The 16,052-nt window shown below is 45.4% G+C and carries 16 protein-coding genes and 1 riboswitch; of the genes, 1 reads left to right on the top strand and 15 read right to left on the bottom strand.

Going from position 1 to position 16,052, the window contains the following annotated elements:
* From BM265_RS20365 to asd, 11 genes are all read right to left on the bottom strand, one after another.
* Positions 1–189 carry a hypothetical protein gene (locus tag BM265_RS20365; RefSeq protein ID WP_074960693.1) on the bottom strand — a complete coding sequence of 63 codons (189 nt, stop codon included), beginning with the start codon at positions 187–189 and terminating at the stop codon, positions 1–3.
* A gap of 79 nt (positions 190–268) precedes the next feature.
* On the bottom strand, positions 269–970 hold the full coding sequence (gene tsaB, locus BM265_RS06200; RefSeq protein WP_242940788.1) for a tRNA (adenosine(37)-N6)-threonylcarbamoyltransferase complex dimerization subunit type 1 TsaB: 702 nt from the start codon (positions 968–970) through the stop codon (positions 269–271).
* Positions 942–1,403 (bottom strand): tRNA (adenosine(37)-N6)-threonylcarbamoyltransferase complex ATPase subunit type 1 TsaE, encoded by a 462-nt coding sequence (tsaE, locus tag BM265_RS06195; protein ID WP_074960691.1) that lies wholly within the window; start codon positions 1,401–1,403, stop codon positions 942–944. The genes tsaB and tsaE overlap by 29 nt, the downstream gene beginning before the upstream one ends.
* A 14-nt stretch (positions 1,404–1,417) precedes the next feature.
* A complete protein-coding gene (locus BM265_RS06190; RefSeq protein WP_074960690.1) occupies positions 1,418–2,617 on the bottom strand; it encodes a DUF3810 domain-containing protein in 1,200 nt (399 codons plus the stop codon).
* Between the two features lie 17 nt (positions 2,618–2,634).
* Positions 2,635–4,305, bottom strand: a complete 1,671-nt coding sequence (locus tag BM265_RS06185; RefSeq protein WP_074960689.1) for a formate--tetrahydrofolate ligase — start codon at positions 4,303–4,305, stop codon at positions 2,635–2,637.
* Between the two features lie 162 nt (positions 4,306–4,467).
* Positions 4,468–4,866, bottom strand: coding sequence for a hypothetical protein (locus BM265_RS19680; RefSeq protein WP_143098683.1), 399 nt, complete (start codon positions 4,864–4,866; stop codon positions 4,468–4,470).
* Between the two features lie 369 nt (positions 4,867–5,235).
* Complete coding sequence (locus BM265_RS19675; protein WP_207646959.1) at positions 5,236–5,649, bottom strand: hypothetical protein; 414 nt, start codon at positions 5,647–5,649, stop codon at positions 5,236–5,238.
* A 350-nt stretch (positions 5,650–5,999) separates the two neighbouring features.
* Complete coding sequence (locus BM265_RS06170) at positions 6,000–6,467, bottom strand: hypothetical protein (protein ID WP_074960686.1); 468 nt, start codon at positions 6,465–6,467, stop codon at positions 6,000–6,002.
* 408 nt (positions 6,468–6,875) lie between these two features.
* Positions 6,876–7,634: a 4-hydroxy-tetrahydrodipicolinate reductase gene (dapB, locus tag BM265_RS06165; RefSeq protein WP_074960685.1), complete on the bottom strand. Its 759-nt coding sequence runs from the start codon at positions 7,632–7,634 to the stop codon at positions 6,876–6,878.
* A 77-nt stretch (positions 7,635–7,711) separates the two neighbouring features.
* Complete coding sequence (gene dapA / locus BM265_RS06160) at positions 7,712–8,608, bottom strand: 4-hydroxy-tetrahydrodipicolinate synthase (protein ID WP_074960684.1); 897 nt, start codon at positions 8,606–8,608, stop codon at positions 7,712–7,714.
* A 95-nt stretch (positions 8,609–8,703) separates the two neighbouring features.
* Positions 8,704–9,789, bottom strand: a complete 1,086-nt coding sequence (asd, locus tag BM265_RS06155; RefSeq protein ID WP_074960683.1) for an aspartate-semialdehyde dehydrogenase — start codon at positions 9,787–9,789, stop codon at positions 8,704–8,706.
* A gap of 166 nt (positions 9,790–9,955) precedes the next feature.
* Positions 9,956–10,155, bottom strand: a riboswitch (Lysine riboswitch).
* A 149-nt stretch (positions 10,156–10,304) separates the two neighbouring features.
* Between asd and queA the strand changes: the two genes are divergently transcribed.
* A complete protein-coding gene (gene queA, locus BM265_RS06150; protein WP_081358380.1) occupies positions 10,305–11,375 on the top strand; it encodes a tRNA preQ1(34) S-adenosylmethionine ribosyltransferase-isomerase QueA in 1,071 nt (356 codons plus the stop codon).
* A gap of 107 nt (positions 11,376–11,482) precedes the next feature.
* Here queA and BM265_RS06145 read toward each other — a convergent pair whose 3' ends face one another.
* From BM265_RS06145 to BM265_RS06130, 4 genes are read right to left on the bottom strand one after another with little or no spacing between them, the layout of a single operon-like run.
* On the bottom strand, positions 11,483–12,058 hold the full coding sequence (locus tag BM265_RS06145) for a hypothetical protein (RefSeq protein ID WP_074960682.1): 576 nt from the start codon (positions 12,056–12,058) through the stop codon (positions 11,483–11,485).
* Between the two features lie 22 nt (positions 12,059–12,080).
* A complete protein-coding gene (locus BM265_RS06140; RefSeq protein ID WP_074960681.1) occupies positions 12,081–12,626 on the bottom strand; it encodes a DUF6985 domain-containing protein in 546 nt (181 codons plus the stop codon).
* A gap of 12 nt (positions 12,627–12,638) precedes the next feature.
* The gene (locus BM265_RS06135; RefSeq protein WP_074960680.1) at positions 12,639–14,864 is read right to left on the bottom strand and encodes a DUF4129 domain-containing transglutaminase family protein; all 2,226 of its coding nucleotides are present in this window, start codon (positions 14,862–14,864) and stop codon (positions 12,639–12,641) included.
* A 14-nt stretch (positions 14,865–14,878) separates the two neighbouring features.
* Positions 14,879–16,048 (bottom strand): DUF58 domain-containing protein, encoded by a 1,170-nt coding sequence (locus tag BM265_RS06130; RefSeq protein WP_074960679.1) that lies wholly within the window; start codon positions 16,046–16,048, stop codon positions 14,879–14,881.
* Positions 16,049–16,052 lie beyond the last annotated feature (4 nt).

Here is a 16,052-nt window from a genome sequence, read left to right as displayed (position 1 = left end):
TCAAAAGTCCGAATCTTTCCTATTCCTCTTTTTCATATTTCCGAAGATCATATAGAATTCAATCAAGGCCATCACATGAAGAACTACCGAAATTATCAGAAATACCTTGCTGTGTCCCTTTAATAACAGGCATATCGTCGCCGATAAAAGCAGAGCATAGGCATAAATAGGATCGATAAATCTCTTCATAACAACTTCACCTAAAATATAAAACAGAATTCTTATCCCGTGTACCGAGATTAAATTTTACTGAACTGTCCGCTCAAAATCAGCTGTCGCGGTGAGCCTTGTCCTTTTCGGCCTTAGTAGCCTGAAGATATGACACTTCCAGCTCATCAGCACTGCACATCAGTGTCTGGTCAGCTTCCACAGCCATACAAAGTGATGATGCTCTTTGCAGAACACAGTTCAGAGGAGCTGTACGCACATTATCAGCATCAGCAAACCGACCTGACTTGATCTCCTCAGCACAGTCGCCCACCAGCATTATGTGATCACAGGGCTCTGTCTGCGCGAAGAATTCTTCTTCACTGCAAACTCTGTCATCGCTCATTCTTAATATCTTTCCGCCGCTGCATTCAAAAGCCGCCGCATAGATTATCTTGGGGCGCGCCCTCATCACTGCAAGTATCCTGCCCTCAAAACCAACACAGTTGTAAGCCAGCGCCAGCAAGGTCGATACCCCTGCCGCCTTGATGTCAGGTGCACCCATGCAGATGCCCTTAACAGCGCCTACACCTATCCTGAGTCCGGTATAAGACCCGGGACCGTTAGCGATTGCAATGCAGTCTATATCGGGATAATCAAACCCCGTTTCTTCCAACGCACTCTCCACCATAGGCAGTATAACCTGCGAATGTGTAAGCTTAGTAAAAACCGTCTTTTCCCATAGCATACGTGCCCCGTCACTTATAGCAACAGAAGCCGTTTTGCCGCTTGTATCAATAGCTAATATTCTCAAATCTGTCATCTCCGCCGCAGGTCTCGATAGTGAGTTCTCGCTCATCATCGGATATCCTGTTTATCGTGATCCTGATACAATCCTCTGGCAGATCGTCGTCGATATTCTCTGACCACTCCACCGCCAGCACCGTATCCTCGTCCATATAGTCGAAAAATCCTGTAGTTTCAAGGTCTTCTCCAGAGGTTATGCGGTACATATCAAAGTGTATCAGGCTAAGTTTGCAGTCCTTTTTCCGGTACTCATTAACCAGAGCAAAAGTAGGCGAAGTAACTTCGTCACCAAGCCCCAGCCCATCTGAGATACCGCGTGTTATGGTAGTTTTCCCTGCACCGAGCCCTCCGCGGTAAGCAAGCACATCGCCGCCCCGCAGACGTTTGCCTATCTCTCGTCCGAGCGCGATAGTCTGCTCGGGAGAAGAAGTCCTGTATGTAAAGTTCAATTCATCTCAACCCACTATTCTTCACCGACGAACTTGTGCTCGCCGTAATAATTCAACATAAGGTCAACCATTCTGCCGTATGACGCGATTCCATCCTCAACGCCATTGGCATGAAGTGATGTCTCCATAGCCTTTTCACTAACTTCACTGACGCTCTCACTTTCAAACACAGTGTCCTCAGCTTCTTCCACTGACTCCCAGTATTCGCGGTTTCCGTCGATATCCGCCCATACCTCATCACAGATAGCATTATCGAATTCACACTTCGTGTCTTCGTCACAATATTCGAATATCTGGTTTCGAACATAAGTCAGCGCAGAAAGATATCCCGAATACCGATAGTCCACATCGCCGCAGCGATCACAGGCTACAAAAGCGATAAAATTCGCCTCTTCCTCCCTCATGAAACCCTTTGTGTGGGCAAGCTCATGACAGATAGTGTTCGGAAGCTTCGCCTTGTACATATCAGTGTTGTAGTTTGCCTCCATGGAAAATGGAAAGTATATCCCCATCAAGTCCATCTGGCTCATAAAGAAAGAACAGTAAATCGGCTTCGGGTGAACTTCATATCCGCCGAAGCAAACAAACTCATCTTCCAGACCCTCGACAGCTACACGAGCGGTATCATCGGTATCCGAAGTAAGTACGAACCGACCCTCTTCGTCACGCTGAACCTGAGACGAAAGCTCATTTAACTGCGCTACGATACGGAAACCTAACTCTTCAAGATCATCATTGGTATGTTCTTCTACACTGATATTATTGAGTTCTTCAAAAGTAGAAGTATGATACAGAACAAAGCAGTTCAAGGTTTCTGTACCAAGGATAAAAACCAGGATCCACCCATAGATGAACCCGAATACCTTTGCAACTTTCCCACGTCTGCCCCTTTTAATAATGAGCAGAACTATCATCACCAGAAGTGATAGCGGTATACCGAAAACCGCGATAGCTATCAGCAGTTCCCCGAATGAGAACGGCAGCAGCGATGTTACGCGACCGTAGGTCTGCGCCCACAGTGGGTAAATATGCTTCTGGTAAAAATCGCAGAACTGTGTGCTTTTCCAGGCAAGCACATTCAGCAGCACGAAAAATATCGCGCTGCCAATGAGCCATTTAAGTTGTGTGTGCTTATGCTTTTTGTCCGCTTTTTGGGACACTTTTACGTCAACGCCCTGTGCTGTCTCCTGTTCGGGTATGACTTTGGTTTTCATTTCGCACCTCTGTATTATCAGAACAATCCGTAGATATTACCCTTGTTGTCGCAGTCGATGTTGTTAGCAGCAGGCACCTTGGGCAGACCGGGCATGGTCATGATATCGCCTGTATAAGCCACAACAAATCCTGCACCAGCCGAAACTCTCAGGTCACGGACAGTTATCTCAAAGCCCTCGGGCTTGCCCAGCTTAGCAGGGTCGTCCGAAAGCGAATACTGTGTCTTCGCAACACAGACAGGAATATCACTGTAACCCAGATCGTTGATCTCTTTCAGTGCTTTCTCAGCCTGAGCTGTGAAAATAACGCCGTCAGCGCGATATATCTCCTTAGCGATTATGCCAAGCTTCTCCTTGATAGGCAGCTTTTCATCGTAAAGAGGTTTGAAGTTGCTCTCGTTATTTTCAATGGTAGCAACAACCTTTTCAGCCAGATCAGTGCCGCCCTTGCCGCCGTTTGCAAATATCTCTGCAAGAGATACCTCAACGCCCATCTCAGCGCAGGTGCGCTTGATCACCTCGATCTCAGCTTCGGTATCGGTAGCGAATCTGTTGATAGCCACAACAACAGGCACACCGAACTTCTTCATATTCTCGATATGTGTTTTCAGGTTTACGATGCCCTTTTCCAGTGCAGGAACATTCTCGGCTGTCAGATCAGCACGTGCAACACCGCCATTGTATTTCAGTGCACGGATAGTAGCGACCAGAACAACACAGCTAGGCTTGAGTCCTGCGAAACGGCACTTGATATCAAAGAACTTCTCAGCACCAAGGTCGGAACCGAAACCAGCCTCGGTGATGGTGTAATCAGCAAGCTTCAGAGCCAGCTTTGTAGCTCTTACAGAGTTGCAGCCGTGAGCGATATTCGCAAAAGGACCGCCGTGTATCAGCGCAGGATTGTTCTCCAGTGTCTGTACCAGATTTGGCTTCAATGCGTCTTTCAGCAGTGCAACCATAGCGCCGCAGCCGCCGATATCCTTAGCAAATACAGGCTTGCCGTCAGTGGTGTAAGCCACCAGTATCCTTTCAATACGCTTTTTCAGATCGTCAAGGTCAGCCGCAAGACAAAGTATAGCCATAATCTCGGAAGCAACGGTTATCTGGAAAGAATCCTCTCTGGGGATACCGTTTACCTTAGAGCCCAGACCGATGATGATATCTCTCAGTGCTCTGTCGTTCATGTCAAGACATCTCTTGAACATTATTCTTCTCTGATCTATGTTCAGAGGATTACCCTGCTGCATCGAGTTGTCGATCAGCGCACAAAGCAGATTGTTAGCCGCAGTTATAGCGTGCATATCTCCTGTAAAGTGAAGATTGATATCCTCCATGGGAACAACCTGAGCATATCCGCCGCCTGCAGCGCCGCCCTTTATGCCGAACACAGGTCCGAGAGAAGGCTCTCTCAGGGCGAGTATTGAATTTTTGCCAATAACGTGCATAGCCTCATGAAGACCAACCGAAATGGTAGTCTTGCCCTCACCCGCAGGTGTGGGATTGATAGCAGTTACAAGAATCAGCTTACCGTCGGGCTTGTCCTTGGTCTTTTCATAAAGAGATTCAGAGAGCTTAGCCTTGTAGTGACCGTAAGGCTCATACTCCTCCTCGGTTATCCCGAGTTTCTTGGCGATCTCGGAAATTTTCAGCATTTTAGCCTGCTTGGCTATCTCGATATCTGACAGCATGACGATCAGTTCCTTTCCTCAACAGCAGCTTAATTTCACTGCCAAAAATAATACTCTTTAATTATAACACACGACTATTAAAATTGCAAGTACTAAATATAACATCAAGGGTATAGCAAAAATGTATATCTGCCCATGTATAAAGAGATATCCCCTGTTTTATCACTTAGGTTCATCTATCGTTATGACCACATAACCACTGTCTTTGTCAAGCAGAACACCTTCACGAATATGACTGCCTATACTATATATCTCAGCATTTTCAAACTCTTCACGCCATTTATCATCTAATTTCGCCCAGTACATAAAACGTTCAAGCTCATCTATCGTATTTTCGCTCTCATAATCTTCAATACTTATCTCATCGTAAATACCGTAGTAGTATTTCTTATCACAAAAACCGGTGTAGTATTCCGCATACCTCTCAATTGTTTCTTCATCTGTGCGAAACATCAGACGAGAACCTGGAAATCTGTGATTCAGCCAACCCGTAGTCAAATATTCGTAGTCCTCACATTCATCGGGAAGTTTTTCAGGGAAAAGCTTTTTGTAATACTCCAATCTTTCCCCGCTAAACCCGTACAGCCCGTGCGCATAATTCAGCCATTTTAAATCATACATACATTTTGTATGATCAAAATGTGAGATCACCATCGATGGCAGATATAACCCCGCCACGCACAAAATCAAAGCAACTCTAAAACAGTTCAATATTATTCTGCCGTTTTTTATATCGTAAACATCATCATAAAACTTCCATGTAGCGATCATAAACACGATCGTCCCTAAAATGAAATAGAAAGAGATACTAGATGTGTTTATACAGATATACCACGCAGGAAACACAAAAAAAGTCAGCAAGAATATTATTACGTTCAATATCTTAAATCCATATTTCTCCATTATCGTTTTCTCCTTTCCTGATTTTCCCTACGTCAGTATTACCACATATCCGCTGTCTCTGTCAAGCAGTGCGCCTTCCGGATCGTTCCCATTTATCCGGTAAATCTTTGCATTATCAAACTCTCCGAGCAAACTGTCATCTATTTTCGCCTTATCTAAAAACGAATAAAAACTATAGTCCTCTGTCTCATCTTCTTTTTTTACTATTACCTCATCGCTTAGAGAACTGTAGTACTCCGCATAATCTTTTATCGTTTCCTCATCGGTGCGAAACATCAGACATGAAGATGCGTGATAATCCTGCGCTAATATACTGCCTTTCGTCACAAATGAGTAGTCCTCGCATTCATCAGGAAGTTTTTCAGGAAGAAGCTTTTTATAATACTCCGCATTCTTCCCGAAAACTCCGTAGGTGTAATCTAACCGTTTTATATTGTACATACATTTTGTATGATCAAAACTCAAAAGTACAATCGCAGGCAGGATCAACCCGGAAATGCACAAAAACAAAGCGATCCTAAAATAACGTAAGATTTTCCTGCCGTTTTTTATGCGATCAGCTTTTTCATAAGTCACCCCCGTAGCGATCATAAACACGAGCGTCCCCAAAAAGCAATATTGTGATATTCCTATAGTCATTAAGCTGCAAAAGATCCACACAGGAAATACATAATTATGCAAGAATATTATTATGTTCAGTTTCTTTAAAGTGCTCTTTTTCATAATTGTTGTCTCCTTATATTTGTTGACTTATATCATATCTTACACAAAGTAGCTATCCGTGATTTTTCCTATGCCAGTATCACAACATATCCGCTGTCTCTGTCAAGCAGAACACCCACACCTTTTGAAGATGGTCCGTTTGTCCAATAGATCTCAGCGTCATCAAACTCTTCACGCCTGCTATCATATATATCCGCGTGATTTAAAAACCTGTCGAACCAGCCTAATTTCTCACCCTCGTAATCTTTTTTCACCCTTACCTCATCACACAGACTGCCATAGTATTCAGCATAACTGTCTATCGTTTCATCATCAGTGCGAAATATCAGACAAGAAAAAGCATGATGAGAAAGAAAATGACCCTCAGTTATATATGAGTAATCCTCACATTCACAAGGAAGCTTCTCGGGGATAAGCTTTTTGTAAAATTCTGCATTTTTTCCGTCTATCCCATACTCTCCATGAATATAATCCAGCCGTTTTATATTGTACATACTTTTTGTTTCATCGAAACTGAAAAGCACTATCGAAGGCATATATATACCCGCCACGGACAAAAACAAAGCTGCCCTCATACAGTTGAGTATTATCCTGCCGTTTTCTACGCGGCTGATATTTTTATAAATATTCCCCGTAGCGACAATAAAAACTATCGCACTTACTAAAAAATACCGCGATATCCCGAACGTTATTAAACCATACAACCATGCAGGGAACAAAAAAAAATCAGCAAGATTACTATTACGTTCAGATCATCATATGTAAATTTCCTCATAACCAATTTCTCCTTTCTTTCTTGATTTGTATTATATCACATCAAAAATTGATTGTCAATACTTTTTTATCGTTTCTCGATATTTATTTTTTGTAATTCAGAATTTGCAACACATAAAAAGACCTTCCCGTTTCTGGGAAGGTCTCCTAAAAAATATATTCAAAAAGATTTAGCTCTCTTTAAGCAGATCGTCCATAGCGTACAGACCAGCAGCCTTTCCTTTAAGGAAAACAGCCGCATTTACGGAGCCAACAGCAAAGACGCTCTTGGAGTGCGCCTCGTGCTTCAGGCTTACTACTTCATCTCTGCCTGCAAAGATTATCTCATGCTCGCCAACGATGGTGCCGCCGCGAACCGAGTGCATACCGATCTCGTTCTTGCCTCTCTTTGCACGAACGGAGTGTCTGTCATATGTATAGCTGCATCTGTTATCCAGTTCTTCATTGATGGCATTAGCCAGCATAATAGCAGTACCCGAGGGGGCATCAAGCTTCTGGTTGTGGTGCTTTTCGATTATCTCGATATCGAACTGGTCGCCCAGTATCTTGGTAGCCCTGCGAGCAAGATCAGCCAGCAGGTTAACACCCAGCGACATATTAAAGGTGAAGAACAGGGGTATCTGTTCAGCCGCCTTCTTGATCTTAGCAGTCTGCTCATCATCGTAACCCGTGGTTGCAACTACCAGAGCTGTGCCGTTTGAAAGACAATAGCTCAGCAGATCATCCAGAGTTGAGGGGTGAGAAAAATCGATGATAACATCGGGCTTTTCAGCCATATCGGCAACATTTGCAACTATGGGGAAATCAGAATACTGCGCAGTCACCTTGTCAATACCCGCAATGACCTTGCAGTCATCTCTGCCGCTGATAACATCGGCAATAACTCTGCCCATGTGACCGCAAGCACCGCATATAGCAATATTTGTCATTTTTTATCAGTCCTTTCGTTTTTACGATCAATAAACAAAGGGCAGAGCGTTCACCGCTCCGCCCTCAGAAAGTTCTATTACTTTACAAGTCCCAGCTCAGCCATCTTAGCTCTGAGCTTCTCGATCTTAGCCTCTTCCATCTTGATAAGGGGCAGACGGCACTCGCCTACCTCCCAGCCCATAAGGTTGAGAGCTTCCTTAACAGGGATAGGGTTAACATCGCAGAACAGACCGTTGCTGTTTGCAAAATCGAGAATCTTGTTCATCTTAGCCTGTGCCTCGGGATACTTGTTCTCCAGACAAAGCTGAGTGATCTCGTGAGTTTCCTTAGGCATAACGTTGGACAGAACAGAGATAACGCCCTTGCCACCCAGTGCCATGATAGGAACGATCTGATCGTCATTACCTGAGTAGATATCCAGATCATCGCCGCAGAGTGCTGCAACTCTTGCTATCTGCGAGATATTGCCGCTTGCTTCCTTAACAGCCACGATGTTCTTTACTTTTGACAGCTCCTTCAGAGTTTCGGGAGTGATGTTAACACCTGTTCTGGAAGGAACATTGTAAAGGATTATGGGGATATTGATAGCATTTGCGATGGTGGTGTAGTGTACAATCAGACCCTTCTGAGAAGTCTTGTTGTAGTAAGGTGTAACCAGCAGAACAGCATCAGCACCCAGCTCCTCAGCCTTCTTCGAAAGACCAACAGCATATTCGGTGTGGTTAGAACCTGTACCTGCGATAACAGGTATCCTGTGGTTTACCTTTTCGACAGCGTATCTGATAGCCTCAACGTGCTCGTCATCACCCATTGTAGAGCTTTCGCCTGTAGTACCGCAGATGATGATAGCGTCAGTACCCTCAGCTATCTGCCATTCGATAAGCTCACCTAGCTTATCGTAATTGATAGAACCGTCGGCGTTCATAGGTGTTACGATAGCAACGCCTGCGCCTGTAAAAATGGTATTCTTCATAATAATTCTCCTTGATCGTTAAGATCAATGATCTTTGTTGAAGGTCTGCCGCGGCGACATATATAGCCGCCCGCCGACCAAATCATCTTTTATAATTAGTCAAAATAGCCCTTAGCAGCCAGAAGCTCAGCCAGCAGAACAGCACCGCCTGCAGCGCCTCTCAGTGTGTTGTGAGACAGGCAAACGAACTTGTAATCATACTGAGTATCTTCTCTCAGTCTGCCGATGGAAACAGCCATGCCACCCTCGAGGTTTCTGTCGAGCTTAGCCTGAGGTCTATCGTTCTCCTCAAAGTAGTTCAGGAACTGCTTGGGAGCGGAAGGCAGATTGATCTCCTGAGGAACACCAGCGAATTCCTTCCATGTCTGAAGGATCTCTTCCTTGCTGGGCTTGTTCTCAAAGCTTACGAATACAGCAGCAGTATGACCATCGGAAACGGGAACTCTCAGGCACTGTGCAGTGATCGCGGGAGTTGTAGCGTCAACGATCTTGTCGCCCTCGATCTTGCCCCAGATCTTCATAGGCTCCTGCTCACTCTTCTCCTCCTCACCGCCGATGTAAGGGATAACGTTATCCAGCATCTCAGGCCATGTCTCGAAAGTTCTGCCTGCGCCGCTGATCGCCTGATATGTGCAGGCAAGAGCCTTGGTTACCTTGTACTTAGCGTGCAGAGGAGCCAGTGCGGGAACGTAGCTCTGCAGTGAGCAGTTGGACTTAACAGCGATGAAGCCTCTCTTTGAGCCCAGTCTCTTTCTCTGGGAAGCGATGATCTCGATGTGCTCAGGGTTGATCTCAGGGATTACCATAGGAACGTCATCGGTATGTCTGTGAGCAGAGTTGTTGGAAACAACAGGGCATTCAGCCTTAGCGTATTTCTCTTCCAGAGCTCTGATCTCGTCCTTCTTCATATCAACTGCGCAGAATACGAAGTCAACCATAGAAGCGATCTTCTCAACATCATCCTCTGCGTTGAGGATAACCATATCCTCCATGGACTTGGGCATAGGATCAGCCAGCTTCCACTTGCTGCCTGCTGCCTCTTTATAAGTCTTGCCTGCGCTTCTGGGGGAAGCTGCCAGACATACTACATCGAACCAGGGGTGCTTGTCGAGAAGCAGAGAAAATCTCTGACCTACCATACCGGTCGCACCGATGATACCTACCTTAAATTTCTTTTCCATAACAAAAAACTCCTTTTCCTCTCACGCTCATCGTCACGATAGCCAAATCATCAGCTGTACCGCGCCGAAATTTTGCGCAAAACATAAAAAATTGACAAATAACAAAAAAACCGGTTGAAAACCGGCGCATCATACAATATAATAAGAATGTTGGCAAAATAAATTTTCCGCCGATAGCACTCCATCATAAAGTCATGATGACAACCGATGACCTATTAAACCATCAGTCAGCAAACGATTTCCCACATCGCAGCTTCGGCAGTTTTACCTTTCACATCGGTCATTCGGCATGGGGTGCTAAGTCCTCGGGAAAAATCTCAAAGGACAGACCGTGCTACTCTTTTCAACTGCACCTCTATCTGTTCTGAAATAAAGGATAACACATATTCCGCCGCTTGTCAATAGAAAGCGCCCATGTTCCGAAAAGTTTTATATGAATTTTCTGTAAATTGTCAGCAAGCCGCTAAGAATTTTGTATATAACGCGGCATACGATATAAGCAAGGAGAGTTTAAAATGCTAGACCTGAACAACATGAAAAAGTCCGATTTTTTCTATGAGCTCCCACAGGAACTCATAGCCCAGACCCCCATCGAGCCAAGAAACGCATCAAGGATGCTTTGCCTTGACCGCACCACAGGTGAGGTCGGCCACGACCATTTCTATAATCTATGCGATCATCTGAAAAAAGGTGACCTGTTGGTTCTGAACGATTCGCGAGTACTTCCCGCCAGGATCTACGGGGAGACCGAGGATACTCACTCATTCATCGAATTCCTGCTGGTTGAACAGCGCGGAAATATGGAATGGGAGATCCTCTGCCGCCCGGGTAAAAAAGCCCGCGTGGGCAGGCGTTTCGTTTTCGGCAACGGACTACTCACCGCCGAGATAACAGAAGTTCTTGAAGACGGCAACCGTATTGCTAAATTTGAGTGCAGTGAATCAACCAATTTCTTTGCCGCCCTTGACGAGATAGGTCAGATGCCACTGCCACCCTACATAACCGAAAAACTCAAAGATAAGGAGCGCTACCAGACAGTATATTCTAACGAGATAGGCTCTTCTGCCGCTCCCACGGCAGGTCTGCACTTTACCAAGGAACAGCTGGCAGATATCGAGAAAATGGGTGTCAATATCGCCTATGTGACTCTTCACGTCGGTCTGGGTACTTTCAGACCTGTTAAGGAAGACAAAGTTCTCGACCACAAAATGCACCGTGAACACTACGAGCTTCCCAAGCGCACCGCTGACCTCATCAACAAAACAAAGGCAGAGGGCGGACGCGTTATCGCAGTAGGAACAACATCCTGCCGAACCCTCGAAAGTGTAGCCGCATTCCACGGCGAGATAAAGCCCTGCGACGGTTTCACTGAAATATTCATCTATCCTGGATTTGAATTCAAAGTTCTCGATGGACTGATAACAAATTTCCACCTGCCGGAAAGCACCCTCATAATGCTTGTATCCGCTTTTGCAGGCTATGAAAACACCATGAATGCCTATAAAATAGCCGTTGAAGAAAAATACCGATTCTTCTCTTTCGGAGATTCTATGTTTATTGCAGACAGTATAAAAGAAGATAAATGATAGAAGAAAAGACCGCAAATCAATTAGTTTGCGGTCTTTGTTGTTTATTATGATATATACATTGAGTCCGCTTTGCAGACAATTTTAAAAATCATCTAAGAATGCGGTCACCTGCCGAAAAGCACCGTAAAGCAAAAGACGAGTATGATCAGACTAACGACACCTGCGAGCACTCCTAGTGGGATTATCTCATTTTTCAGTTCTCTTCCGTCCGAAGCGAGGGTCGCCACGTTGTTTTCCATCATCATTCTCGCGGCAGTGATGCTATCGTCTGACTTGCGGCTTAAATAGTCGTTCAGTCGGAGTTTTTCCTCATGCGAAAGAGAGTTTAGCGCTTCTCTTCCGCCCATGACGACGGACTCCATATATTTGTCTTCGTCTGTTCGTGCAGGAGCACCCTGGGGGACGAGTATCTTAACGGTGCTGCCCTTCATTATCAATGCCGAAGAGAAACTGCTTGAGCTGACATTGTATGTGCAGCCATTCTCAGCTTTTACGATGAACGAGTACAACATGCTGTTTGCAAGCTTCTTTTTGGAAATGTCCTCAACCACCGCTGACATTTTTTCGCATGATGAGGTATATTTCCGCTCCGCCTTGATCTTTGATCTAAGGTTGATCAAAAGCACGATATCAAGCAGCGTGAGAACACCGAGCATGACGATTTCAAAACGATCTTCCATATATTATCCTACTATATGCGGATCATTCCGTCTCTTCGTCAAGCCAGATGCAGTAATACTGGTCATCATCATCCCAAGGCGTGCTGCCGTCATCGGGACCAACATATTTCAGCTGATCTCCCCTTACGATGATCGAACATTGATGCTCGGGCTCCCATGGGCACTCCGCCACGATGCTGTAACCTATCTCGTCGGTACCGTCTTCGGGAATCTCCACATTAAGGTAAGGTCTTGTGAGATATTTCAGTATATCCCCGCCGGATTCAAAATCTGCCACAGCCTTGTCAGTATCCTCGGCAATATCATCGTATATGCCCATAGCCTCCCACTCATTACGCATATAATACATGAACTTCGCCAGCTTGTCGCGCAGATCAGCCATAAACCCTGAATCATCTTTCAGACGGTTATAGTGAACCACGCATTTTTCCGCATATTCAATATAATCATCGCTTTCGCCGTATATTGTAATGCTCATTTCACCCTGAAAAAACGAATCAGAATCAAACTTGCCGTAAAGCCAGCCCAAGCCATCCTTATCGTGGACGATATCTCTGATAATACTCATTTTTATGCTCCTTTAGCTCTCAGAAATCTCTGCTTTATCTTTGCGCTTTTTCAGCTTACCCGCAAGAGCTTTCCAGCTCTGCTTATAACAGCTGTAAGCCGCCTCGAATTCAACATCCGCAGGCTTGTATCCGCCAAAGCATACCTGCTCAAACAGGCTGACAGCCCTGGTTATCTCAGCACCTCTCTCGCTACCCATATCAAGTATCTCACCGGGTGTCATACCGCGGATATGCATATCCTTGTCCGATGATATCTCCAGCAGACGAACTATACGCTCATACAGAGCCAGAGATTTCTCCTGTGTTGTCTTGCGGAACTTCATCCTAATGCGGAAGAACAGCTCGATTATCCTGTCGATAAATATCACGAATACGAGCACGAACACAACGCCCAAAAACAGTGCTATCTTGCTGAAATAATCCATGAATGTCCTGATAACATTTGCAGCGTTATTACCGCCGTAGTTCTCTGTACCCTTGTAATCCGGTACTGTCGGGTCGAAAGTCACCCAGCCTGCGCCGGGGATGTATACCTCAACAAAGGCATGAGCATGGCTGTCACGGACAACCAGATCGCCATCGTCATTTCTTTCATAAGCCGCAAATCCCTCAACATATCTTGAAGGGATATCCAGCGCCCTTGCCATCAGCACCATTGAAGTAGCATAGCTGGTACATACACCTGTCTTGCTCTCGAAGAGGAAATAATCTATGGATTCATCATCGGGTATATATTCAAGGTCGTAGATATAGCCGTTATCCTCGAAATAATCAACTATCGCCGAGCACTTATCAAAATCGGTCTTGCAGTCCTTTGTTATTTCCTTTGCAAGCTTTTCGATGTTATCAGTCACACCGCCCTTATCGGTGTAGCGCTCGTAGATACTGAGCACCTGTGAGTAATCCTCGGGGCTGACATCACCGTAGTAAACGCCCCTGGTCATCATCTTCTCGAAGCTTTCCCAGCTGAAGGGCAGACGGCTGACATAATCATACTCTTCGCCCTCCTCGGAAACACAGCCGTAGCTGACTCCAAGGCCGCCGTAAGCCGATGAATATCTGCTCTTGTAGTAGAACTCACCATGAACGTTCCTGAATCCGTAATCAAGGCTTTCAGTTTCTGCCATTAGCGGAGCGGGTATATAACTGGGGCTGTATGTCGGACCTGAAAGGTTCAGCCAGATCTTGCTCTTGTACTCTTTACCGAACAGATCTTCCGTAAGTCCAAGATCCTCATACCTGCCTGTAGCCGCCATGGACTTCAGAAGCTTATGCATATATAACGGCGAATTAACTATATTATCCGTACCGTCCTCGGCACCGTACCAATCCCTGTATTCGTTCCTCAGCACCCACTGATCCGCTCTGAACAGATCAAAGGACTGCCTGCGCATATAAACAGATTCAACATTCTTAGATGTATCAATGGTGAACAGTATCTCTCCTGTCGAATCAGCACCGAATCTCGGTGAGGATACATCATTCAGGTCATCGTAATCCGTGGTGTTTGAGTTGAGATAATACTTGAAAATACCTTTGTTTGCTTCAAGCTGTGACCTATATTCAGGCTTTGGCAGAAGCATGGTCAAAGCACCTACAAAAGTAACGAACAGCGATATACCGATGGCATAGGAGCGGTTCATTATTATGTTGCGCTTCTGCTTTTCGGTATAATCGTCTGCTACCCTCTTCTGATGGATCATCATCGCAAGGAAAACAGTCATCATGAAAGTAAGGCTGAGGGTATTAAGGTTCTGTGCACGCTTACCGTAGATAACGAATGGAAACATGGTTGTCAGCATAACACCGAATATCCTGAACCTGTAAACGGTAAAATAGTAGAGTATAGATATGATGAAAAATCCCATACCTACAAACAGAAAGGCATTATAGTAAGTCACCGAACCCACTTCCTGTGAGTTCACGTAAAACCAGTCAATAAAGCTGACACCCGTTTGCTGCCAGCCGTTGCCTATCAGCCACCCCGAGACAACAAGTATCACCAGTCCCAGTGTGATATAAATAAAGAAACGCCATCCCTTCCGCTTCTTTATCTTTTCAAAAAACCAGAAAAGAATACATTCGTATGCAACGAAGCCCGCTGTAACAGTCTTGACGAAGTAATCATAGTAAGTTCCGAATATAACATTCATCACGACCGCACCCAGCAGCAGCGGAAGAAAGTATTTAGCTATGGAAGCATAGAGCCATTTCAGCGGTTCTTTCTTATCAGTCATGGCTCGCGCCCCCTTTAAGTTAATTTTTCAAATTCAAATTCACGGCTGACTGTCCACATATCGTTCCTGACAGCACCCAGTCCGCTCTCTTTAACGACAACCAGCGTGCCCTCAAAATTCTCCATAAGTTCAGCCAGCTGATCAGTCATCTGTCCGGTGCATGAAGTAAAGCATATCATCGCCTTACCCTTTTCGTTTATCTCATGATCGACCATTCTGCGTTCATTGGGATAAGGCGTGATGCCCGCCAATCTCTCCTGAAGCTGTATCAGCGACACCTCATCGGCTATCTCAGCCATTTCCCATTTATCGTCGATGAAATAGTTGTACTCACTCTCATACCCCGATCTAATCAGCATCGAAAGCATAGCCAGCGAACCCTCTATCGTGATATCCATCATGGTATAGCTTATCAGATCAGGTGTCGGGCAGGGCGGCAGATCCATTCTGAATATCTGGCTGGAAGAAGTCACCTTCTCATCAAGCCTTACCATCAGCTGATCCTTTTTGGAACTCAGCTTCCAGTTAACTCTTTTCAGCGGATCTCCGGGTACATAGCCCCTGTGCTCATAGCCGGGAACACCCGTAAGTGCAGATGAAGTCTCGTTGGATTCCTCATCGCTGTCATCAAAGGATATATTCTGGGATACCGACCTCAGCACTTCGCTCTGGGAGCCTGTATCGGGTATCCTCGGAAGTATCTTCACGGTGCATTTTTCTGGAAGAGTCTTCTTTTTCATGTTGAACAAACCAAGATAATCAGTGAATGTTATCTTCTCCACAGTAACCTCAGCGCCGCCGCAAAGTATGGCTTTCAGCGGTATCTCTATACTGTCTCCACGCAGACCCGTACAAATGAACCTGTAGGCCAGAGAGCCGTCACCGCCCTCAATATTCGGGGTCACCGCCAGATCCACCTCGATAAAGGTGCTGGGGAAAAAGAACTTTTTATTGAATTCCAGTCTGGCAGTCAATTCGTCGCCCTTGTTGACGATATTGCCCGAAAGCCCCATGGATATATCTATTGACGCATGGGATAGAGCCAGCATCGCCAGCGATATAATAAGTGCCATGATAAGCAGCACCGCTATGAATATACCTCCGCTGCCGCTTATCAGATAGCCCAGTCCGACAGACAATGCCAGACAGGACAGAAAACTTATCAGGTTTTTTACAGTCTCCAATCTG

The organism is Hominimerdicola alba, from assembly GCF_900112155.1.
Classification (GTDB): Bacteria; Bacillota; Clostridia; order Oscillospirales; family Ruminococcaceae; genus Hominimerdicola; species Hominimerdicola alba_D.
This window is presented reverse-complemented; position numbering and strand designations above follow the sequence as displayed.

Excerpts from the sequence above, each read along its gene's own strand:
- BM265_RS20365 (WP_074960693.1), bottom strand. The coding sequence starts at position 189 with ATGAAGAGATTTATCGATCCTATTTATGCCTATGCTCTGCTTTTATCG.
- tsaB (WP_242940788.1), bottom strand. The coding sequence starts at position 970 with ATGACAGATTTGAGAATATTAGCTATTGATACAAGCGGCAAAACGGCT.
- BM265_RS06190 (WP_074960690.1), bottom strand. The coding sequence starts at position 2,617 with ATGAAAACCAAAGTCATACCCGAACAGGAGACAGCACAGGGCGTTGAC.
- BM265_RS06185 (WP_074960689.1), bottom strand. The coding sequence starts at position 4,305 with ATGCTGTCAGATATCGAGATAGCCAAGCAGGCTAAAATGCTGAAAATT.
- BM265_RS19675 (WP_207646959.1), bottom strand. The coding sequence starts at position 5,649 with ATGTACAATATAAAACGGTTAGATTACACCTACGGAGTTTTCGGGAAG.
- BM265_RS06170 (WP_074960686.1), bottom strand. The coding sequence starts at position 6,467 with ATGCCTTCGATAGTGCTTTTCAGTTTCGATGAAACAAAAAGTATGTAC.
- dapB (WP_074960685.1), bottom strand. The coding sequence starts at position 7,634 with ATGACAAATATTGCTATATGCGGTGCTTGCGGTCACATGGGCAGAGTT.
- dapA (WP_074960684.1), bottom strand. The coding sequence starts at position 8,608 with ATGAAGAATACCATTTTTACAGGCGCAGGCGTTGCTATCGTAACACCT.
- asd (WP_074960683.1), bottom strand. The coding sequence starts at position 9,789 with ATGGAAAAGAAATTTAAGGTAGGTATCATCGGTGCGACCGGTATGGTA.
- queA (WP_081358380.1), top strand. The coding sequence starts at position 10,305 with ATGCTAGACCTGAACAACATGAAAAAGTCCGATTTTTTCTATGAGCTC.
- BM265_RS06145 (WP_074960682.1), bottom strand. The coding sequence starts at position 12,058 with ATGGAAGATCGTTTTGAAATCGTCATGCTCGGTGTTCTCACGCTGCTT.
- BM265_RS06140 (WP_074960681.1), bottom strand. The coding sequence starts at position 12,626 with ATGAGTATTATCAGAGATATCGTCCACGATAAGGATGGCTTGGGCTGG.
- BM265_RS06135 (WP_074960680.1), bottom strand. The coding sequence starts at position 14,864 with ATGACTGATAAGAAAGAACCGCTGAAATGGCTCTATGCTTCCATAGCT.